The organism is Bradyrhizobium sp. ORS 278 (genome assembly GCF_000026145.1).
GTDB lineage: Bacteria > Pseudomonadota > Alphaproteobacteria > Rhizobiales > Xanthobacteraceae > Bradyrhizobium.
Genome location: NC_009445.1, coordinates 1972768 through 1993566 on the forward strand (window position 1 = coordinate 1972768; position 20799 = coordinate 1993566).

At 66.6% G+C, this 20799-nt stretch carries 22 protein-coding genes; 11 read left to right on the top strand and 11 right to left on the bottom strand.

Translation table 11 applies throughout. The features are described 5' to 3' along the window. Positions 1 to 11 precede the first annotated feature (11 nt). The 5 genes from BRADO_RS08695 to BRADO_RS08715 all read right to left on the bottom strand — a co-directional run bounded on the left by BRADO_RS08695 (position 12) and on the right by BRADO_RS08715 (position 4207). On the bottom strand, positions 12 to 329 hold the full coding sequence (locus tag BRADO_RS08695) for a hypothetical protein (RefSeq protein WP_011924946.1): 318 nt from the start codon (positions 327 to 329) through the stop codon (positions 12 to 14). Then, positions 326 to 1063 carry an ankyrin repeat domain-containing protein gene (locus BRADO_RS08700; RefSeq protein ID WP_011924947.1) on the bottom strand — a complete coding sequence of 246 codons (738 nt, stop codon included), beginning with the start codon at positions 1061 to 1063 and terminating at the stop codon, positions 326 to 328. The genes BRADO_RS08695 and BRADO_RS08700 overlap by 4 nt, the downstream gene beginning before the upstream one ends. Positions 1064 to 1128: 65 nt before the next feature. After that, on the bottom strand, positions 1129 to 2772 hold the full coding sequence (locus tag BRADO_RS08705; protein WP_011924948.1) for a nitroreductase family protein: 1644 nt from the start codon (positions 2770 to 2772) through the stop codon (positions 1129 to 1131). A 264-nt stretch (positions 2773 to 3036) separates the two neighbouring features. Beyond that, a complete protein-coding gene (locus BRADO_RS08710) occupies positions 3037 to 3240 on the bottom strand; it encodes a hypothetical protein (protein WP_011924949.1) in 204 nt (67 codons plus the stop codon). 4 nt (positions 3241 to 3244) lie between these two features. Further along, positions 3245 to 4207: a PDR/VanB family oxidoreductase gene (locus tag BRADO_RS08715; RefSeq protein WP_011924950.1), complete on the bottom strand. Its 963-nt coding sequence runs from the start codon at positions 4205 to 4207 to the stop codon at positions 3245 to 3247. A gap of 254 nt (positions 4208 to 4461) precedes the next feature. On the opposite strand from BRADO_RS08715, the gene BRADO_RS08720 reads away from it, so the two are divergent. Beyond that, positions 4462 to 5625 carry a PcfJ domain-containing protein gene (locus tag BRADO_RS08720; protein WP_011924951.1) on the top strand — a complete coding sequence of 388 codons (1164 nt, stop codon included), beginning with the start codon at positions 4462 to 4464 and terminating at the stop codon, positions 5623 to 5625. Between the two features lie 57 nt (positions 5626 to 5682). On the opposite strand, the gene BRADO_RS08725 is transcribed toward BRADO_RS08720, so the two are convergent. Continuing rightward, on the bottom strand, positions 5683 to 6963 hold the full coding sequence (locus BRADO_RS08725) for a gallate dioxygenase (RefSeq protein WP_011924952.1): 1281 nt from the start codon (positions 6961 to 6963) through the stop codon (positions 5683 to 5685). Between the two features lie 136 nt (positions 6964 to 7099). On the opposite strand from BRADO_RS08725, the gene BRADO_RS08730 reads away from it, so the two are divergent. Continuing rightward, positions 7100 to 8005 (top strand): LysR family transcriptional regulator, encoded by a 906-nt coding sequence (locus BRADO_RS08730; RefSeq protein WP_011924953.1) that lies wholly within the window; start codon positions 7100 to 7102, stop codon positions 8003 to 8005. Between the two features lie 18 nt (positions 8006 to 8023). Here BRADO_RS08730 and BRADO_RS08735 read toward each other — a convergent pair whose 3' ends face one another. Both BRADO_RS08735 and BRADO_RS08740 read right to left on the bottom strand, forming a co-directional pair. Next, positions 8024 to 8317: a hypothetical protein gene (locus tag BRADO_RS08735; RefSeq protein WP_011924954.1), complete on the bottom strand. Its 294-nt coding sequence runs from the start codon at positions 8315 to 8317 to the stop codon at positions 8024 to 8026. A gap of 15 nt (positions 8318 to 8332) precedes the next feature. Beyond that, complete coding sequence (locus BRADO_RS08740) at positions 8333 to 9265, bottom strand: LysR family transcriptional regulator (RefSeq protein WP_011924955.1); 933 nt, start codon at positions 9263 to 9265, stop codon at positions 8333 to 8335. 42 nt (positions 9266 to 9307) lie between these two features. Here BRADO_RS08740 and BRADO_RS35860 point away from each other — a divergent pair, with 42 nt between their 5' ends. The 3 genes from BRADO_RS35860 (at position 9308) to BRADO_RS08750 (ending at position 10854) form a co-directional block, all read left to right on the top strand. After that, positions 9308 to 9433 carry a hypothetical protein gene (locus BRADO_RS35860; protein WP_256374604.1) on the top strand — a complete coding sequence of 42 codons (126 nt, stop codon included), beginning with the start codon at positions 9308 to 9310 and terminating at the stop codon, positions 9431 to 9433. A gap of 14 nt (positions 9434 to 9447) precedes the next feature. Then, complete coding sequence (locus BRADO_RS08745) at positions 9448 to 10008, top strand: cysteine hydrolase (RefSeq protein ID WP_011924956.1); 561 nt, start codon at positions 9448 to 9450, stop codon at positions 10006 to 10008. Between the two features lie 126 nt (positions 10009 to 10134). Then, positions 10135 to 10854, top strand: a complete 720-nt coding sequence (locus BRADO_RS08750) for a class I SAM-dependent methyltransferase (protein ID WP_011924957.1) — start codon at positions 10135 to 10137, stop codon at positions 10852 to 10854. Between the two features lie 29 nt (positions 10855 to 10883). On the opposite strand, the gene BRADO_RS08755 is transcribed toward BRADO_RS08750, so the two are convergent. Further along, complete coding sequence (locus BRADO_RS08755) at positions 10884 to 11363, bottom strand: VOC family protein (protein WP_011924958.1); 480 nt, start codon at positions 11361 to 11363, stop codon at positions 10884 to 10886. A 252-nt stretch (positions 11364 to 11615) separates the two neighbouring features. Here BRADO_RS08755 and BRADO_RS08760 point away from each other — a divergent pair, with 252 nt between their 5' ends. Beyond that, entirely contained in the window at positions 11616 to 12629 is a 1014-nt protein-coding gene (locus BRADO_RS08760; RefSeq protein ID WP_011924959.1) for a M23 family metallopeptidase, read from the top strand. 20 nt (positions 12630 to 12649) lie between these two features. Further along, positions 12650 to 13318, top strand: a complete 669-nt coding sequence (locus BRADO_RS08765) for a hypothetical protein (protein WP_244422993.1) — start codon at positions 12650 to 12652, stop codon at positions 13316 to 13318. A gap of 29 nt (positions 13319 to 13347) precedes the next feature. Here BRADO_RS08765 and BRADO_RS33265 read toward each other — a convergent pair whose 3' ends face one another. Further along, positions 13348 to 15915, bottom strand: coding sequence for an aminotransferase class I/II-fold pyridoxal phosphate-dependent enzyme (locus BRADO_RS33265; protein ID WP_162093052.1), 2568 nt, complete (start codon positions 15913 to 15915; stop codon positions 13348 to 13350). A 454-nt stretch (positions 15916 to 16369) separates the two neighbouring features. Here BRADO_RS33265 and urtA point away from each other — a divergent pair, with 454 nt between their 5' ends. Further along, entirely contained in the window at positions 16370 to 17650 is a 1281-nt protein-coding gene (gene urtA / locus BRADO_RS08775; RefSeq protein WP_011924962.1) for an urea ABC transporter substrate-binding protein, read from the top strand. A 108-nt stretch (positions 17651 to 17758) separates the two neighbouring features. Here urtA and BRADO_RS08780 read toward each other — a convergent pair whose 3' ends face one another. Continuing rightward, positions 17759 to 18037, bottom strand: a complete 279-nt coding sequence (locus tag BRADO_RS08780; RefSeq protein ID WP_244423081.1) for a hypothetical protein — start codon at positions 18035 to 18037, stop codon at positions 17759 to 17761. Here BRADO_RS08780 and BRADO_RS33820 point away from each other — a divergent pair. The 3 genes from BRADO_RS33820 to BRADO_RS08795 all read left to right on the top strand — a co-directional run bounded on the left by BRADO_RS33820 (position 17973) and on the right by BRADO_RS08795 (position 20799). Beyond that, positions 17973 to 18398: a group II intron maturase-specific domain-containing protein gene (locus BRADO_RS33820; protein ID WP_011924964.1), complete on the top strand. Its 426-nt coding sequence runs from the start codon at positions 17973 to 17975 to the stop codon at positions 18396 to 18398. The two genes, BRADO_RS08780 and BRADO_RS33820, sit on opposite strands and share 65 nt — an antisense overlap. Positions 18399 to 18846: 448 nt before the next feature. Continuing rightward, positions 18847 to 19455: a nuclear transport factor 2 family protein gene (locus BRADO_RS08790; RefSeq protein ID WP_011924965.1), complete on the top strand. Its 609-nt coding sequence runs from the start codon at positions 18847 to 18849 to the stop codon at positions 19453 to 19455. 300 nt (positions 19456 to 19755) lie between these two features. Next, positions 19756 to 20799 carry an aromatic ring-hydroxylating dioxygenase subunit alpha gene (locus tag BRADO_RS08795; protein WP_011924966.1) on the top strand — a complete coding sequence of 348 codons (1044 nt, stop codon included), beginning with the start codon at positions 19756 to 19758 and terminating at the stop codon, positions 20797 to 20799.

The window sequence follows — 20799 nt, forward strand, 5'->3', positions numbered from 1 at the left end:
CCACGTCGAGATCATTCAGAAACGGGTTGGTCGGTGACGAGCTGCGCGTAGGCTCTCGCGACGATCTCCCGGCATTGCAGCAGGCGCGCGAGCTCGGTCTTGCCGATGCTGACGGTCTCGCTGCTGTCGCCGGCGGCGGCGGTTGCCGCCTGCAGTGCCTCGAACAGCGCCTTCTCGAGCTGATAGATGCGCTCGCTGGCGCGCTCCAGATAAGGAACCGGATTGGCGCGGACATTGGCCTCGTGCAATGCATCGAGGCTGAGCAGGGTACGAAACTTTCGCTCGACCTGCCGCTGCTGCCTGCCGAAATCGTGCTCGATCACTGTCATGGCCGGATCTCGGGGGCAGATCGCGCTGCCGCCTTAGCGGCCTGACGCAGCAGCGTCAGGCATTCGAGCGATGCAGCCATGTCGAGCGCGGAGAAGCCGTCCAGCGTCTCGGTGGTGATATCGGCGCCCTTGGCCAGCAGATGCGCGACAACATCGTCCTTGCCTGAGGACGACGCGTACATCAGTGCCGTCGCGCCATTGTCGTTGCAATTGTCGACGTCGATGCCGGCCTCCACCAAGGCATCAATGGCCTCGAGATGCCGGCCGACGCAGGCGAGCCACAGCGCGTTGTTGCCGTCGGCGTTCCGCGCGGCGATGGCCGCGCCGGCGGCGAGCAGCTCGCGGATCACGGTGATATTGCCGAGATGCGCCGCCTTCATCAGCGGTGTCGTCCGGTTGTCGATGATGGCATCGACGTCGTCGGCCGGAAAACCCTGGGCAGTGAGCCACGCCGCCAGAGTCGGGCCGATCTCCGCCGCGCCGTTGCGTGCCGGAAAGCGCAGCCGCCACGCCTCATAGCCGCCGTCGAGACTGTAGACCTCCGTGAAGCCGAAATCAGAGAACGTCTGCGCATATTCCTGGCTTGCATGGCCGTGATAGCAATAGATCAGGATCGCCGTCCGCCTGTTCGTGCCGGCGATCAATTCGGAGAGGTTGCGCTGGGTGAGATGTTGCGCGCCGGCCATGCGAGCCGCGTTGAACGAGGCCTGGTCGCGGACATCGAAGCGCAGCACATCGTCGCGCTGCAAGAGCTCCGCCGCGTGCCCGACATCGATGCGCTGGAATGGAATACGCCGTCTCATGGCGAGACTCCTGCTTCGTTGCGTGTGCGCCCGGGATAGGCTTGCAGCGTCGTGATCCGATTGTCGGTGAGGGGACGGCCGACCGTGAAGTGATAGAGTGACTGAAACTGATCTCCGGCGACGCCAAGCATCTCGTGCACGGAGTCGTCGAAATAGCAGCCGATGCCGGTGCCGCGCAGGCCCGCCGCTTCGGCCTCCAGATACAGAGCGTGACCGATCAGGCCTGCCTCCCAATGCAGCTGGCGATAGCGCCAGGAATTGTCGCCGACGAGCGCCTGGAATTCGGCGAGCATCGCCACGGCGAAGCAGCTGTCGCCGGCGATCGCCTGGTGACAGCTCGCGGTGCGGATGACGCCGCGGCTGTCTGTGGGCAAGAGATGAAACAGCGGCAGATGATCCGGTGCGCGCGCGACGCGTTGCCAATCGAAATCGGAGCGCAACGCGCGCCGCAGGCCGGTCTCCGCGTCTGGGCTGCGGGGCAGCGCGTAAAGCCCGGGCGTGAGCCCGTCGACGCGATGAACGAACAGCAGCGGATGCACCCGCGCCGCGAAAGGCCAGCCATTCCAGGGCGGCGTGGCTCGCGGCAGCAGCGCATCGAGCAACTGGAGCAAAACGTCGGCCGTCATGGTGAACTTCGTGTCGAACCGCTGCGCGCTCCGACGGCCCAGAATGAGCTCAGCCGCGCGCGCCGTTGATCCCGATGCGCGCCGGGGAAGGAGCAGGGCAGTCGTCAGTTCGTGCAGCGCTGTCCCGGTCGTGGCTGCGCTGACCTCGGGAATGACTGGCCAGCGATACAGCGGATGCCGGTCGAGCCGGTTCGCAACGCCCGTCCAGATGTCCCCAATCGTCCAAAGCGGCGGCCGATCGGAATGTACCGGCTGATGAGGACGACGCGGCGTGATGGCGACCAGAACGTCGGGATCCTCGGCCTCGACGCCTTCGAAATCGCTGGCGCGATCGAGGCCCAGCATGTCCGCGAGCCGCGTCGGATCGACACCGTCGATCACATGCGTCGTCCAGCCGAGTGCGGCTGCCGCGTAGCTGATGGCGCCGAGCGCATGGCCGAGATCGAGCTGACAGTAGCGGAACGCGCGCTCGCCATATTTCCACGCCTCACGCCAATGGATCGAGGACAGGCCGAGCCACAGCCGCGGCTCGCCAGCTGACCTCATGCCGCGCCGGCAGCGCTGCTCCAGCACGTGGTCGCGGCTGACGTAATGATGCAATCCGTCGCCGAGGCCGGGGACGTTCTCGGCGATCACATAGGCCTCGGTCGGATGCAGATTGCCGCTCGAAGGATTGCAGCGCAGCGCCCAGCGATCGGGGCCGTACTCCTTCCACGCCGCCAGCCCGAACGACAGTTCGAGCAGCAGCGCGACGCCGTCGACGGTGAGCGGTCGGGCCGGGGCCGTGTCTTGGCAGACCTCGGCAAAGCTCGCCATCAGATCATCAGAGGTCAGCGGCAGGTCGGTGCGCGCGCAGCCTGCGAACTCGCGGAACGGATTGGGCTGGGCGTCCCAGTCGAGCGTTTCCGGACCGGCTGCATAGCGCTTCAGGCTGTGCTTGGTGCGGGCGTGATAAGCGAGCGCGATGTCGGTGGGGGCCGGCGCCGCGGCCGCGCGGGACGATGACACGGACATGCTTCCTCACAAGGCGCGGACTGCGTTCGCGCATGTTGGCTGGTCAATCAACGACCGGGTCATGCCGAGCAAATTCCGTTCCGGGTGTGCGGCGCGATCTCTCCGTCAATCCGAGATGCGCCGCTTTAGGCGCGGGACGGAATTCATGGTCACGGCCGGTGATGCGGTGTCCGGCCTCGGCCCTGGCGCGGCGCCCGGGACTGACCTGCGAAACGCGCTTGTCCGATTCTAAACAGCGCGGCCGGCGCTGTCCGCTTCTCGACATCAGTGCAGCTGGGCGTGGCGCGACGCCCCGGCCTCGAGCAGCAGCGCGACCTTCACCGCGATCGAACGCCACGCCTGATGAGCGTCCATCCTGTGGCCGAGCTTGAAGCTGTCAGCCATGCGGTCCGCAAAGGCCGGCCCGTCGCGGCCATGCTGCTCGGCGATGATCCAGGCCGTCTGCCACAGATTGATCTCGGTGGTCACGGTACTAGAGATCCAGCACCAGCCGGTCGCCCTTGGCGCGCGAGACGCAGGGCAGGAAATAGCCCTCGGCGCGCTGCGCGGCGGAGAGCCGTTTGTCGCGGTGATCGATGTCGCCGTCGACGACTTTCGTCTTGCAGGTGCCGCACATTCCCTGCTCGCAGGAGGTCGCGATCTTGACGCCGTTCTCCTCGAGGAACGCCGTGACGGTCTTGTCGCCCGGGATCTTGAAGGTCGCGCCGGTGCTCTTAATGGTGACGTCGAACACCTTGTCGAGCAGCGCGGCGGCGGCCTTCGCGGTGAAACGTTCGACATGGATGCGCTCCTCGGCGAATCCCTTCTGCTTGGCGAGCGCAATGATCGGATCCATCCACCAATCGACGCCGCAGATGAACAGCTCGGTGTCGTCAGGACGGTCCGCCAGCAGATCGGCCGCCTTCAACAGCTGATTGTCCTCGGTGGCTTCCTTGTAGTAGGTCGTGTTGTCGGCGAAAGACGACGCCTCGATCGTGCCGCGGAACGAATCCGGCGACATCAGCGCGAACACGTAGTGCAGCTCGAACGGGATCTTCTTCGCCTTCAGCGTGTCGGCGATCGAGAGAATTGGCGTCACGCCGATGCCGCGCGCGACCAGCAGCGCCCGCTTGATGTCTTTCGGGATCTTGAAGCGGTTGCGGGGGCGGCTGACCTGCAGCCGGTCGCCTTCGTTGACGTCGAGATGCAAGGCCTTGGAGCCGCCGCGGCTGTTGGCATCCTTCCAAACGCCGATGCAGTAGCGGTCGCGCTCGGTGGCGCTGTTCAAAAGCGAATATTGCCGCGTCAGCCCGTTTGGGAGGGTGACGTCGATATGGCTGCCAGGCGTGAACCCCGGCAGCGGCTGGTCATCCGCCGGGACCAGCTCGAACGAGGCCATGTTGTGCGCCTCGATGGCCTTCCTGGCCACGACAACGGTGTGCAGACTGTCGGACATCTGACAACTCCATCTTGCGAACCGGCTGACGAAGGTACGATGCAAGGGAGAGGCCAAACGGTGAAGCACGCGCACCGCAATGTTTTTCCCCTTGTGTGCGCTGCTGATCAGATGTATGAGCCTCGCCCGTTTTAATTCCAGATGCGTTCAACGCGAAAGGCCATCAGCCATGTGTAATCCACTGTGCGCGACACGATCCGTGCCGGCGCTCGCAGTGCGTCCGGCTGATTGTCCCTCCATCATGTTGAACGACAATGGCGAAGTCATCGATTGCGCGCCGGCAGGAGGCCGAGCGTGCGCGGGTTGAAGCTTATAAGCTGACGCTGCGGTGCGCGGCCAGGCCGACGCGGCCGCCGCCGGATCTGCACAATGCGATCGGCGAAGCGCGTTGCGGCTTTGAAGCCGACATCATCCGCGAGCCGGAGAGCTGGAAGCCGCAGTTGAAGACGCGCGACGCCGCACGCCTGCGTCTGGCGGCTGCGCGGCATCTGTTCGGGCGCTATCCGGTGCCCTCGCATCTCGAGCAGGTCTGGATCGATGCATCGGGGCTCGGCCACGACGAGATCGTCCGGCGCAAGGCCTGGTACATCGCGGCCGCCGGCGGTGGCTCGCTGTACAAGGCGGGCGCGTCGGCATTGTTGTCGCGCAGGGAGGTCCACGCCTTCCTCAATCCGCTGGGGCAGGTCGGCTTCGACGAGGCGATCTGGCAGGCGATCGCGCGCTCCTACACCGACGATCACGCCCTGATGTCGCGGATCGCACGGTCCAGGATTGCGCGCGCGCCCCGCGGCGAGCACGCGTTCTGGCGCGAGGCGGCGCAGTTCTTCTGCGCGCAGCCGACCACGGCCGAGGAGATCGACGATCTCTGCGACTACATCGCCCACCGCCGCCGGCGCGAGCGGACGTTCAGCCTGAAGGGCCGCACGCTCGCGGCGCTGCGCCGCCTGATGGCCGAATGGCACCGCGATCTCGCGGTGATCGCCCGCATCGAGGCGGCGCGTCGTCGTGCCGACATGGCGCGTCAGCGGGTGGCGACACGGGAGGTGGAGCTCGCGGCGCATTGGCCAGGCGCGCAGCTCACGGACTGGTCGTGGAGCCCGTCGGCGAAGCCGTTCGCCAAGCGTGACGAATATCTGGTCACGCAGCTGCGGACCGCCGAGGATCTCGTCGCGGAGTCCAGGGCGATGCGCCACTGCGTGTCGAGCTATGCGACGCGGTGCATCGCCGGCCATGCCTCGATCTGGTCGCTGCGGCATCGCCACGGCGGCGCCACGCAGCGGTTGCTGACGATCGAGCTCGATCGGCAGCATCGCGCGGTGCAGGTGCGCGGCTTCGCCAACCGGGCCGCTCACAAAGATGAGCGCAGGGTCCTGGAGCGCTGGGCGACGGCGCGCGGGATCAACTTGCCGGAGACATGACCCGCGTCGCCGCCGGCGGCGCGGGTCATGCGCGTGAAGGTCTTGCGCGTGCGGCGGTCAATGCGCGTCGATCGTCTCCGCCTTGGCGCCGCCCGCGACGGAGTAGCGCATCGGCACCTTGCGGGTCTTCAGGAAGGCTTCCAGCGTCTCGCCGCGGAAGGCGGCATAGACCTCCGGGTTGGAGACGCCGATCACGGCGGCCATCTTCTCCAGCACGAAGAAGCTGACGCCGCGCCGGATCATCTCGATCCAGCGCCGGTTCTTGATCAGGTCACACTCCTCGTCGGTGAGCTTGTAGGCATCCGCCAGCGCGTCGAAATCCTCAAGGAATTGCCTGCGATGCGCCGGGACGACGAGCTGGTGCAGGAAGTCGTTGATGCGGAAATTCGCCTGGCTGCGGTCCTGGGTGAACGGGTAAGTGCCGGCCAGCGTCTCGGCGCCCACGAGTTCGTGACCGATATGGGCGCGGTAGGCTGCGACGTCCTGCGCGTCCGGCGCCGCGCCCAGATCCTCGAACACCAGCGTCGCGATGTTGGTCACCGACGGCGCATAGGTCTGCCGGTGCACCAGGCTCACCTCATCCGATAGGGCCCCGCGCATGATCAGCCACATGATCACCTCGGCGCCTTCCATGCCGCCCTTGCGCGCGTAGTCGGCGATTCGCATCGCGGTCAGCTGCTCCGGATTCTTCTCCAAGAGGTCGAGAAACTCGTTGTCCCAATCCTCGTTCAGGAAGCCGGCGCGCTCGCCATGAACCTGGTGCGACAGTCCGCCGGTGGCGAAGATCGCAACCTTCAGATCCTCCGGATAGCTCTCGATCGCCTTGCGCAAGGTCTTGCCGAGCTTCCACATCCGCTTGGCATTCGGGATCGGCAGTTGCAGCACGCCGACCTGCAGCGGGACGACGGTACCAGGCCACGGTCCGTCCGCATCGCCCATCATCGACAGCGGCGACAACAGGCCGTGATCGACCGGCTTGCCCTGGAAGAAGGACATGTCGAACTCGTCGGCCACCATGGCCATCGCGATGTGCTGCGACAGGCCGAGATGGCCCCTGGCCGGCGGCACGTCGCGCGGTCCGCCGCCTTCGTCGGCCGCGACATAGTGGTCGTCGATGCCGAGCGCGAAGGCGGAATAGTGGTCGAAGAAGAACGAGGTGATGTGATCGTTGTAGATCATGAACAGGACGTCAATGTCCTTGCGTCTCACCCAGTCGCGCACGGCGGCAAAGCCGTCGAAGATCGGCTTCCAGGCCGGATCGTTCTGCTTCTTCATGTCCAGCGCGAAGCCGATGGTAGGCGAGTGCGACGCGCCGATACCGCCAATGATCCGGGCCATGTGTCCTCCGCGAACTCCGCGGCTTCCGACCGAGACGCGCAGCCGCACGGGGCCGGACTATTACGAAGTTCCGCTGGCGAGACAATAATGCTAGCGTGTACGGATCGTTTCTACCTATGGACGAGTTACGCGCGCGATGAAGTGGCGGATTGAAGATATTCCGGTTTTTCATGCCGTCGTGGCGGACGGCGGCATGACCGGCGCCGCGCGCACCCTCGGCATGCCGAAATCCTCGGTCAGCAAGTCGGTCGCCCGGCTGGAGCAGGACCTCGGCATCCGCCTGTTCGACCGCAACTCGCGCCGCGTCCGTGTGACCCGTGAGGGCGAGCTGTTCTTCCAGCAGTGCCAGAAGATCCTTGACCAGGTGTCGGAGGCCGATGCGGTCATGACCGGGCTGGTCGGCGTGCCCAGCGGCCGGCTGTCGGTAGCGCTGCCGCCGGCCTTTTGCGAGGAGATTTTGGCGCCGAACCTCGCCGAATTCCATCGCCGCTATCCGCGCATCGAGCTCGACATCGAGGCGCTCACGCGGTCGGTCGACATGCTGGCCGACCGCTTCGACATTGCGGTCGTCGTCGGCGTGCAGGAGGATTCCGAGCTGGCGCAGAAGGTCCTGATCGGCGGCCGGCTGATCTGGGTGACCAGCCCGGCCTATCTTGCCGCGCACGACATCGGCGACGACCTGCGCGCGCTGGAACATCATCTCCTGATCTGCGAGCGCCGCTACGGCGATCGCACCTTGACGGTCAAGCAGCACGGCCACCTCGTGCGCTTCGACGTCGGCCCTCAGGTCACGCGCATCAACAATCCGGTGGCGGTGCGGCGCGCGGTCGCCCATGGCGCGGGCCTGTCGTTCCTGCCGGAGCATTATTGCGTGGAGTTGCTCAGCGAGGGGCGTCTGGTCGAGATCGGCAAGGACGTCGTGTTCGACACCCGCGCCGCGCAGCTCACCGCGATCTTCCCGAGCCGCAAGCTGATCTCCTCGCGCGCCCGCGCTTTCCTGGATTTTCTCGAGGAGATCTGCGCTGCGCCTGCCCGCGGCTGAGGCGGCCGATCACGGAGCTCAGGGCGTGGCGAACAGCCGGGCCCAATTGCTGAACGGACGCAGCGCAATCAGCTGGAGCGTGAAGGATCCTTCGTGAATCAGAGGCAGGCGGCCGAGCGCCGCCTCGGCTGTGGCGATATCGGCGGCTTCGAGGACGAACACGACCTGCGTTGGATCATCGGTCGCATAAGCCTCGCGAATGACGCCGCCGGCATAGAGCGTCCATGACTCGCGCAATTCCTCGCTCAATCGGCGGGCGACCTCGTTGCGGTCGGCCGTCGGTGAGAGCGTGACGATGCAGAGGATCTTCATGGCTTGGTCTCCTCCTCAGGCGGCGTCGATGCGCCGGCAGATCGCCGTGATCTGATCGCGCAGCCACGCGGCGCCGGGCTCATCACCCGTCCGCGCATGCCAGATCATCGTGACGTCGAAGGTCGGCGCGGTGAACGGCAGCGGACAGGTCGACAATCCGAGCCTGCCGCAGAACGCCCGCGCCATCCGCGATGGCAGCGCCGCGATCAGGCGCTTGTTGCGGAGCAGGAAGGGGATCGCGAGGAAATTCGGCGTCGAAACGGCGACCTCGCGCTGCTCGCCGCTGGACTTCAGGACGTCATCGAGCGGGCCGGAGTAATCGCCATGCACCGACATGATGACATGCGGCAGCGCCAGCCATTGCGCGCGGGTGACGCGCTTGCCGAGCCGGCAGGCCTTGGCGTCGAACACGCATTCGTAGCGCTCCCGATACAGCAGCTCCTGGTGGGATCCGGCCTTGATCTGCGGGAACGCGCCGATCGCGAGATCGATCTCGCCGCGCGCGAGGCTCCGCCCCGCGGTGTCGCAATCGGTCGTGGTCAGGATCAGCTTGCAGCCGGGGGCCTGCGCCTGGAGCACCGCGAGCAGCGGATCGGCGATCACCGCCTGCACATAGTCCATCGCGCCAATCCGGAAGACGCGGCGCTCCGCCCGCGGATCGAATGAGGCGCGGGCGAACAGCGTCCTTTCGATGCTGGTCAGGATCGCCCGGATCGGCTCGGCGAGCGCCAGCGCGTGCGGCGTCGGGATCATGCCGGCCGGCGTGCGGACGAACAGCGGATCACCAAGCAGCGCGCGCAGCCGCTTGAGGGCGTGGCTCGCCGAGGGCTGTCCGATTCGCAGCCGCTGCGCCATGCGCGACACCGAGCGCGTCTGCATCAGCGCCTCGAAGGCGACCAGCAGATTGAGATCCACGTCGCGAAGATCGGCTCTGTCGATATTGGCCATCGATATGGTCGATTTGATGAACGAGCCAAATCATTCTAATCAATGGACATTGCGATCGCCAGCAATCAGCGTCAGGGGCGGCAAGGCCGCGACAGCCCCGCAACGCATCCTGCGGCATCGATCAGCGCCGTGCCGCTCGACAATCTCGCGGCCAGCGGCGCCACCTGACGAGGGATTCTCGCATGATCATTCCGACCCGGGACAACGCCGCCATCCTGTTCCTCGATCTGCAGGCGGAGATCGTCACCAACAGCCGCACGCGCGGGATTCCTGAGCTCGCGCGCGCCGCCGCCGCGCTGGCCCGGCTCGCGAGTTTGCACCGGCTCCCGGCCTTTCTGTCCGCCGTGCCGCCCGGCGGGCCGTTCCTCGCCGAGGTGACGTCGGAGCTGCCGGGCTATGAGCCGCGGATGCGGACGGAGACCAGCGCGTTCGCCGATCACGGGCTGGTGGCGGCCTTGCAAGCCTCGGGGCGCAAGGCGTTGATCCTGGCCGGCGTCGCCAGCGAGATCGTCGTGCAGCGGACCGCGCTCGATGCGCTCGCGGCGGGCTATGAAGTGTTCGTCGCCGTCGACGCCTGCGGCGGTGTCGATCCGCGCACCGAGGACGCGGCGTGGCGGCGCATCGCGGCGGCTGGCGGCGCGACGACATCCGCCATCACCTTCGCCGCCGAGCTCGCCGGCGACTTCACCACCGAGACCGGCGGCGCCACGCTCGGCATCCTGTACAGCCTGCTCGGAGCTTGAGCCGCGCGCAGACCGGAGCTGCGCTCCCATGGCCGGTCGCGTGCCACCGAGCTCGCGCGGTGGATGACACCTGCACGGAAGCCGTCTAAGACACGCGCCTCATGCGACAGGGCAGGGAGCGGCGTGATGAATCTTCGCGAGAAGTGGGAGGATCAGGCCGCCCAATGGCTCGCCTGGGCGCGGGCGCCGGGTCATGACAGCTTCTGGCGCCACCATCGCGAGCAGTTCTGCGAATTGCTTCCCGCGCCCGGTGCGCTGACGCTCGACATCGGTTGCGGCGAGGGCCGCCTGTCGCGGCATCTCGCGTCCGCTGGGCACAGGATGATCGGCATCGACGCCTCGCCCTCGCTGATTGCGGCCGCGCGCGCTGCCGATGCCGCGATTCCTGTCGTGCGCGCCGACGCGGCCTCGCTGCCGCTGGCCGATGGCTGTGCCGATCTCGCCATCGCCTTCATGTCGCTGCAGGACGTCGATGCGATGCCGTCAGCCATGCGCGAGGCGGCGCGGGTGCTCAAGCCGGGCGGCCGCTTCTGCGTGGCGATCGTTCATCCGCTCAACTCGGCCGGCAAGTTCGCGAGCCTGGCGCCGGATGCGCCGTTCGTCATCCAGGGCAGCTATCTCGAGTCCTACGACTATAGCGACCCGATGGAGCGCGACGGCTTCAGCATCGTCTTCCACAGCGCGCATCGCCCGCTGCAGAGCTATTTCGCGGCACTGGAGGAGGCCGGCTTCCTGATCGAGCGGCTTTGCGAGCCGTCGATCCCCGCGGAGACGATCACCCGCGACAGCAGCCGGCGCTGGTTGCGCGTGCCGCTGTTCCTGCACCTGCGCTGCCTGCGGGCGTGACAGCGGCCGGCGTTCCGCCGCGCCGCGCCTCATCCGCGCCGTGCTGCCTCGATCGCGGCGATGTCGATCTTGTGCATTGTCATCATCGCGGCGAACACGCGCTTGGCGACGTCGCCGCCTTCGGACATCGCGTCGGTGAGCGCGCGCGGGGTGATCTGCCAGGAGATGCCCCATTTGTCCTTGCACCAGCCGCAGTTACTCTCCGTGCCGCCATGGCCGATGATGGCGTTCCAATAGCGGTCGGTCTCCTCCTGGTCTTCGGTCGCGATCTGGAACGAGAACGCTTCATTGGGCGTGAACGCCGGTCCGCCATTGAGGCCGAGGCAGGGAATGCCGCACACGGTGAACTGCACCGTCAGCACGTCGCCGGCCTTGCCGGAGGGATAGTCCCCGGGCGCGCGGTGCACGGCGCTCACCTGGCTGTCGGGAAACGTCGCGGCATAGAACCGCGCGGCGGCTTCCGCGTCCTTGTCGAACCACAGGCAGATCGTGTTCTTGTGCTGTGCCATGGCAGGGCTTCCTTCCATACTGAAGGCCGTCGATCCGCGACCGGCGGCTGTTTGCAGATCATCACGCCAGCTCGACTCGATCCAGCTGATCCGAGGACGAAGCCCGCCGCGGCGGGCCGACATGGAGATTGTTCGTCTCTCTGATTTTTTTGGTTTGCAGCGGCCGGTTCCACCGTCCCGCAGAGGTTGTGGATTTTGCGCCGCTGTCGTGTAGGCTTCGCCGACGGGGATGGATCGGAGTGGGAATCGGGAATGACGAGCGGCAGGGGGAGCGCCCATCTTTTCGCGCGGCGGGCGGCCTTCGTCCTGCTCGCATTTGCAATCCTGACCGGCCACGGCGTCGAAGCCGCCTTCAACTACGCGCGTTATCAGGAGACCAGTCTCGACGATCTCCTGGCACTGCCGCGCCCGGCCAATGGTGTCGACATCAAGGCCGGCGCGCCGCTCAAGCTCGACGTCATCCTGGTGAATGCGGATGGCCCTTGTGCGACCGGGTTCCTGAGGCGAGCCATGACGATGACGGGCTTCGACCCGACCGGGGCGATCGGCATCTCGAACTGCATCACGGTGCGCTCGGCCAAGGGGAAGCAGCTCAAGGTGTTCGTCCAGGACATCGTCTATGGCTTCCTGCCGCGCGAGGTGCCGGTCGGCGGCAAGCTGACGCTCTATGCCGTCCACCTCTACACCTCGGCCGACGGACCCGGGCTGCTGGTCAACGAATTCCAGACGGCGCAGCCTTCCGCGCAGCCCTCCGGCAAACCGCCGTCCGAGACCGCGATGGCCTCATGCGGCTGCTGGGCGCTGCGCGATCATCCGGGCATCGACGTCGATGCCGGCAAGGAGGGAGCACCGATCGCGGTGATCGAGGAGGGCGTGGTCGTCAAGCTGGAACCTGCCGATCAGGCCCCCGCCGATCTGCCGGTCATCGGCGGCTGCGGCCGCTACGTCGTGCTGAAGCACACTTATCCCAATGGCGCCGTCCTCTTTACCCGCTATGTCCATCTCGGCCGTCTCGCCGATGCCACGGGCCAGCCGCCGGCCGTAGGCGCGCGCTTCAAGCGCGGCGAGAAGATCGCGGAAGCCGGACCGGACAGGATCGTGCATTTCGAGCTGCGCCCGGTCGCGCTCGGCAACACGACGGCGGATGCGGCGTGGGTTAAGCAATATGACGGGATTGCCGACATGGAATGGTCGCGCTACGAGCCGGTGGATCCGAAGAAGTTCGATCCCGACGCCTTTGGCGGTCTGGGCAAGCGTGGGAAGTAGGCGTCGAGATGTTGGAGACCGTGGGCCGTCATCGAGCGGCGCTTGTCGGAATGATCGCGGCGATGCTCGCGGGATCGCTCGCCCCATCGGCGCACGCGCAATCGGCGCCGCGCAAGACCGCGCCGCCGGCGGCGCGTCCGGCGCCGTCTCCGCCGGCGCCGGCGGTTCCCGACGATCTGAAGGACGTGCGCGGCGAATGGAAGCGCGCCGGCGCCGGCTTCGCCTGCACGGTGACCCCGCCGCGCCAGCTGTCACAGGAGTTGCTGCTGGCGGTCATGGCGCGCGCCTGCATGCGTCTCGGCCCGCTTGTCGTCGGCGATCCCGCTGCCACCGCCACGGCCGCGCTCGGACAGCCGCACCGCATGCTGAAGCAGCCGCAGGACAAGGTTGCCTGGATCTATTTCGTCGGCGAGCGCGAGCACTATCCATATTTCGTGGTGACCGTCGCGGCCGACAGGATCGTCGCCCTGCAGGTCACCGGCGACGGCACCACGACCGCCCCGGGCTACGAGCTCAGCAGCGTCGGCCTCGGCGCCACCACCGAGGATCTCGTGAAGGTGTTCGGCCAGCCCAGCCATTTCGAGCCGAGCGAATTGAAGGGTGTCGAGCTCTGGACCTATCCGCCGCAGCCGTTCTCGTTCGAGCTCAAGGGCGGCCGGGTGATGTCGATCCGGATCAATCAGTCCTGACGCAGGTGCCGTGACCGGAAATGCGCAGGTCACGGCACAGCGCTGCGCGTCCCCGGCAGATGCGGGCGGAACGTCGACTTGTCGGTGCCGCAATCCGGACAGCGCCATGACAGCGGAATCGCCGCGAAGGCCGTGCCCGGCGCCACGCCCTGCTCGGGCTGGCCTGCGGCCGGATCGTAGATGTAGTAGCAGCCACGGCAGATGAACGGCTGCGTCCCGCTCGGCGGCACCAGCCGCGAGTGATACGAGACCGATTGCGGCACCGCGGGCGGCGTGACCTGCTGGCCGACCGTGACCTCGCCGCCCTCGCGCGCGATCAGGTAGACGCCGAGCTCCTTGTGGCCGAACGCCGCGCGCAGGGACCCGGGAATGTCGAGATCGCGCCGGCCGGTGTGCGGATCGACATTGGTGGCGCCGCAGCGGCCGTTGCGGCGATCGACGCGGAACAGCGCGTCGCCAATTCGGATGTCGTGGCCGACCCAGTCGAACTCCTCCCACGGCCGCGCGCCATCGATATAAAGATTGGCGCGAAAGCGCAGCGGATCGATGCTGATGCCCCACTGGCTCTCGAGGCTGCGTAACGTCGCGAGATTGATCAGCGAGATCACGTTGTCCGGCTTGTCCATGAAATGGCCGTCGCGCGTGCGCACCAGGGTCGGCGCCCCGCGCAGCTGCGGCACCAGCTGCCAGATCAGTTGCTCCAGCGCCGAGCGCCCCCCGGCATCGTTCAGGTCGGCGGTGATCAGCGCGTGATTGTCCTGCGTGACGACGAGCCGCGAGGTCTCCACGTCGAGCGACGTCCGTACCCGCGCCAACGTTTCCTCGAGCATCAGCATGACGAACAGGCCCTTCTTGCCCCAGCGCGGCTGCGCGAGGTCATAGGGCGCGCCCGGCCGCACCAGCGCGAATACGCGGTCATGCGGGAACGGCTTCTTCGCCTCCAGCATGACGGAGGACAGCGGCTGGGCGCTGAGCCCCTTGATCGGGTAGCGATAGATTGACGTCAGCACGGGCATGGGCGCAACACCTTGGCGGGCGAAACTCGGCGTCGACATTGCCCGAGGCTCCCTCGGGCGGCGTAGAGCCGGTTGCTGGCGATGTCGTGGGGCCAGCTTCGGCTCCGGCGCAGGGACGCGCGGCGGGGCGAACTGATCGGCGAACAGCGCGCTCATGTCGGTGGCGGGATCGTCGATCGCGTCATCGATCACGTCGGACAGCCGCGCGATGCCTTTCTCGATCTGCCGCGGCGACAGCGCGGCATAGCCGAGCATGAGCGCGCGGCTGGTGAGCGCGCCGCGCTGCCGGAAGCGGACGCGCGCCGAGCCCAGCGAATAGACGCCGATCCGGGCGCGCCGGGCCAGTGCCTCCACGGTGACGGCATCGGGAATGCCGGGCGGCAGGTGCCAGATCAGGTGCAGCCCGCCGGCCTCGCCATCCACGCTGACGTCGCCGAAATGGCCGCGCAGCGCTGCGATCAGCGCGTCGCGGCTGTCGCGATAATGCGCACGCACCCGCAGCAGGTGATTGGCGTAAGCGCCGCTGTGCATGAAGTCGGCGAGCGTCGCCTGCTCCAGCCATGAGCTGCCATGGGTGAGCAGCGTCTTCTCGGCGATCACGGCTGCCGCGATCGGCTCGGGCACAACCATGTAGCCAAGCCGCAGGCCGGCGCCGAGCGAGGCGGTGAAGCTGCCGACATGAACGGTGCAGTCCGGCGCGAGCGCGGCCAGCGGCGGCAGGTGCGAGCCGTGATAGCGGATATCGCAATCGTAATCGTCTTCGATCAAATAGCAGCCGAAGCGCCGCGCCCAGTCGATCAGTTCGGCGCGGCGTCGCGCCGACAAGGTCGCGCCGGTCGGAAACTGATGTGCGGGGGTGGCGTAGAGCAGCGACGCGGGCCGCTGCGGCAGCTCGTCGGGCAGGAGCCCGTCCTGGTCGACGCCGACGAAGCCGAGCTCCGCGCCGGCCGCCTCGAAGGAGAGCGCGGGGCCCTCGGCGCCGGGGTCCTCGACCACCGCGAGCTGGCCGCGCGCGAGGAACAGGCGGCTCATCAACGTCACGGCGTCCTGGACGCCGGAGACGATCACGATGCGGCTTGGATCGGCGGCTATGCCGCGCGCTGCGGCGAGATGCTGAGCGATCGCTGTGCGCAGCGCCGGCACGCCCGCGACGTCGCCGTCGGTCGTGAGGCCGACGCTTCCGCCGTGCGGGAGATGATGCGTGAGCAGCCGCCGCCAGGCCTTGATCGGAAACAGCTCGGCCGCTGGACGGCCGGGACAGAAATCGTGCAACAGACGCTTCTGCGGCGGGTGCGATGAAGCCGGGCCGCGTGCAGCACGCAGCGGCATCGGCATCAGGGTGCGGGCGGGAAGCCGGGTCACGTTGCCGGGCTCGCGCGCGGCCGGAGGCAGCCGCTCCGTCACATAGACGCCCGATGCGGGCCGCGACTCCACCAGCCCCTCCATGATCAGCAGGTCATAGGCGCGGACGATAGTGTTGCGTGAAACGTTCAGTTGATCGGACAGGAGCCGCGACGATGGCAGCCGCGCGCCGGGTGCGATCCGTGCCGACCGGATCGCATCGCGTATCTGATCGACCATTTGCGCCGTCAGCGTCTCGGGCCGGGACCTGTCGAGGAGCACGGAGAGCTGCATGGCGCGTGTCGGGCGGACCTTGCGTGAAAGGAGAACATCAACTGATGAGTCCAGTTGTGCGATTGTCGCGCCTTTTGCGCATTTGTCAGCCGATTTTTCGCCGATCTGGACTGGTCTCGTCGCTTTGACGCCAACTGGACCCATCTGGCTGATCCAGCGGCATCCGTTGCCCCGATCCGATGCAGCGCCTGCATCACGGAGCAGCGAACCGGCCACGCGCTGGGCACCAGGCCGCGGCGGAGTCCTCGCAGCCTCAGGCGGATTGGAGTCATCGCATTTTCCGTCGGCGGTGCTCGGTGGCGATCACGCGCCATGACAGCGTAGCGGCACCTGCATGAGTGCAGAGCGAAGCCGATCGCGCGGCTTTCGCACCTCATGAGATTGCAAAGGAGACCCACCAATGACGTCACGACGGCGCTTTCTCTCCGCCGCTGCGGCCCTGCTTGCCGCCTTCACCTTCGCGCCGCGCGCGCACGCCGAGGATACGATCAAGATCGGCATCCTGCATTCGCTGTCCGGCACGATGGCGATCAGCGAGACCATCCTGAAGGACCTGATGCTGATGCAGGTCGCCGAGCAGAACGCCAGGGGCGGCCTGCTCGGCAAGAAGATCGAGCCGGTTGTGGTCGATCCCGCCTCGAACTGGCCGCTGTTCGCCGAAAAGGCGCGCGAGCTTCTGGTGAAGGACAAGGTTGCCGCCGTGTTCGGCTGCTGGACCTCGGTGTCGCGCAAATCCGTGCTGCCGGTATTCGAGGAGCTCAACGGGCTGCTGTACTATCCGCTCGAATATGAAGGCGAGGAGGCGTCCTACAACATCTTCTATGGCAGCTCGGTGCCGGACAACAAGGCAGTGCCGGCCGTCGACTATCTCATGAGCAAGGACGGCGGCGAGGTGAAGCGGTTCGTGCTCGAGGGCACCGACTACGTCTATCCGCGCACCAGCAACAAGATCATCCGAGCCTATCTCAAGACCAAGGGCATAGCCGACGACGACATCATGGAGAACTACACGCCGTTCGGCTTCTCCGACTGGCAGACGGAGGTCGCGGCGATCAAGAAGTTCGGCGGGTCCGGCAAGAAGACGGCCGTTATCTCCACCGTCAATGGCGACGCCAACGTGCCGTTCTACAAGGAGCTCGGCAACCAGGGCGTCAAGGCCAAGGACATTCCGGTGATCGCCTTTTCAGTGGGAGAGGAGGAGCTCGCCGGCCTCGACACCAAGCCGCAGGTCGGCCATCTCGCCGCCTGGAGCTACTTCCAGTCGGTGAACACGCCGGAGAACAAGGCCTTCATCGCCAAGTGGCGCGACTACGCCAAGAACCCCAAGCGCGTCACCAACGATCCGATGGAATCGGCCTACATCCTGTTCCACATGTGGGTGCAGGCGGTGCAGCAGGCCGGCACGGCCGATGTCGACGCGGTGCGCCAGGCCATGATCGGCCAGAAGTTCAAATCGCCCTCCGGCTTCGAGGTGGTGATGGGCAGCAACCACCACATGGCGAAGCCGGTGATGATCGGTGAGATCCAGTCCAACGGCCAGTTCACCATCGTGCACCAGACCAAGGCGCTGCCGCCGAAAGCCTGGAGCCCCTATGTCGAAGCCAACAAGGGCAAGGTCGCCGACTGGTCCTGGCCCTGGGTCTGTGGCGGCTGCACCACCCCACGCTTCGCCGCGGACTGATCTCCGTTCGCGTGCGAGGACCGTGAGTCCGGCCGCGGCTGCCCTCGAGCCGTCACGGCCGGATTCGCCCGCGGCGTGTGGCGGGCTCCGAGTGGCTCCGTCGCGGCCTCAGCGCGATTCGACCGCCGTGGCTTGACCGGAGGCCCGACGCTGTCGCCATCGCGCCACGACCTGATCCGCGTCGAGCGCGCCGAGCGTGGTCGACGGTCCCTCCAGCACGGTCGCGTTGGCCTTGGCGATCTCCGAATTGAGGCCCGCAACCTCGCGCCGGACCGCGGCCTCGTCCGGGAGGGTCTCGATCGCCGCCACCTGCTTCTCGACCTTGCGGAGCAGCGCGAGGGCGGGCGGCAGCATCGAGATCTGCTCGCGCCTGACGAGCTGCTTCACCCACCACATCGGGTCATGCGGGCGACGGTCCGGCCGAGGCCTCGCGCAGATCATCGAGAAGCTGTCGCTGTACCTGAAGGGATGGCGCGGCTACTTCGGGTTCTGCGAGACGCCGTCGGTGTTGCGCAAGCTGGATGAGTGGATCAGACGGCGGTTGCGCGCTGTCGTCTGGACCCAATGGAAGCACGGTCGCACTCGCTTCGACGAACTGCAACGCCGCGGCGTTGGCCGGGAGCTGGCACTCAAGACAGCCGGCAACCCACGTGGCCCTTGGCGGCTCGCGAACAGTGCCGGGCTGACCATGGCTCTGCCGAACATCTTCTTCGCCTCACGCGGCTTGCCTTACCTCGCAACCCGCTAAACCGCTCAATCTGTCGAACCGCCGTATAAGTGACCCGTACGTACGGTGGTGTGGGAGGGGAGGAGTCGCGAGACTCCCCCCTATCCCGATTCAGCCGAGGTCCGGCCTTCCTCGCGCCCTCTCGTTATCTGGAGGGACAGGACGAATGCATCACTCGGGCCGCATCGGCCGCGGGAACGTCCGGTCATGTTTCGACGGGCAAAGGTCGCAACCAAACCCTCCGCTGTCGTCCCGGCCTTGAGCCGGGACCCATAACCCCAGGGAGAGGTTTGAGGAACGCGGGTGGATGGAGCTCCCGCAGCCACATCGGCCGGTGGTTATGGGTCCCGGCTCAAGGCCGGGACGACACCGAATTTGTTGCGCGCTCCGGGCAGCCATGAGCGGCCGTGCCTTTGCAGCGCTGTCCCGATCCCGTATCCAGCAGCGACAACGTAACGAGGAAACCATCATGACCAAGACCGCCGCTGGGATCGAGGATGATCGTCAGATTCGCGAACTGCTCCAGAACTGGGCGATCTGGCGCGATGCCGGGGACTGGGAGCGCTTCCGCACTGTCTGGCATCCGGACGGACGGATGATGGCGACGTGGACGCAAGGCACCGGCGACGAGTTCATCGAGATCAGCAAGGCGGCCTGGGCGAAGGGTGTCAACATCCTGCACTTCCTCGGCGGCATCTCCGTCGATCTCAACGGCAACCGCGCGATTTCGCAGACCAAGATGACGATCTCGCAGCGGGCCGAGGTGGAAGGCGTCGCATGCGACGTGCTGTGCACCGGACGCTTCTACGACTTTCTGGAAAAGCGCGCCGGCCGATGGGGCATCGTGCTGCGCCAGCCGATTTATGAGAAGGACCGCATGGACCCGGTCACGCCGGGCGCGGTGCCCGCGCTCGACCGCGCGCTGCTCGAGCAGTTTCCGGTCGGCTATCGCCATCTCGCTTATCTGCAGACGCGCATCGGCTACACCGTGAAGCGCGACATGCCCGGATTGAAGGGACCGGAGGTCGAGGCCCTCTATGCACGCGGCGCGGCGTGGCTCAGGGGTGAGCCGCTGTGAGCGCCGAAGGCAGCCCAAGCCGCCAACGTCCGAATATCGTTTCGCTCCGGAACATTCGAACAATCGGAGGTAACGGGCTGAAAGCGCCCTTCCGCCAGCGGATCGATTGCCCAAAAATAATTGAATTCGAAAGGAATATGGCCCTAGATCGAATGGAACCGGCCTCATCGAAGCCGCTGGGGAGGAGGTCTGTATACAAAAGTGGTTAGCCATCGCCGAAAAATGCAGGAACTTGCGCCTTCGGGCCCAGTTGCTGTATACAATAATCGAGTTGGACGTATACCGACACGAGGAAACGCGATGGCTGCTTCATTCCCCATGAATGCCTGGTACGCCGCGGCCTGGGATGCCGAGGTCAAGCAGGCTCTGCTGCCCCGCACCATCTGCGGCAAGCATGTCGTGATGTACCGCAAGGCCGACGGCGCGATCGCCGCGCTCGAGGATGCGTGCTGGCACCGGCTCGTCCCGCTGTCGAAGGGGCGGCTCGAAGGCGATACCGTCGTGTGCGGCTATCACGGGCTGAAGTTCAGCCCGCAGGGCCGCTGCACCTACATGCCCTCGCAGGAGACCATCAACCCGTCCGCTTGCGTGCGCGCTTATCCGGCCGTCGAGCGCCATCGTTTCATCTGGCTGTGGATGGGCGATCCGGCGCTGGCCGATCCGGCCACCATTCCCGACATGCACTGGAATCACGATCCGGCCTGGGCCGGCGACGGCAAGACCATCCAGGTGAAGTGCGACTACCGGCTCGTCGTCGACAATCTGATGGATTTGACGCACGAGACCTTCGTGCACGGCTCGTCCATCGGCAATGACGCGGTGGCGGAGGCGCCGTTCGACGTCACTCATGGCGAGCGCACCGCGACGGTGACGCGCTGGATGCGCGGCATCGAGCCGCCGCCGTTCTGGGCCAAGCAGCTCGGCAAGCCGGGCCTGGTCGACCGCTGGCAGATCATCCGCTTCGAGTCGCCGTGCACCGTGACGATCGACGTCGGCGTGGCGCCGACCGGGACCGGCGCGCCGGAGGGCGACCGCTCGCAAGGGGTGAACGGCATGGTGCTCAACACGATCACGCCGGAGACCGACAAGACCTGCCACTATTTCTGGGCCTTCGCCCGCAACTACAAGCTTTCCGAGCAGCGGCTGACGACGGAGATCCGCGAAGGCGTGTCCGGCATCTTCCGCGAGGACGAATTCATCCTCGAAGCACAGCAGCGCGCGATGGACGAGAACCCGGGGCGCGTTTTCTACAATCTCAACATCGATGCAGGGGCGATGTGGGCACGGCGGATCATCGACCGGATGATCGCGCGTGAAACGCCGCTGCGCGAAGCGGCGGAGTGA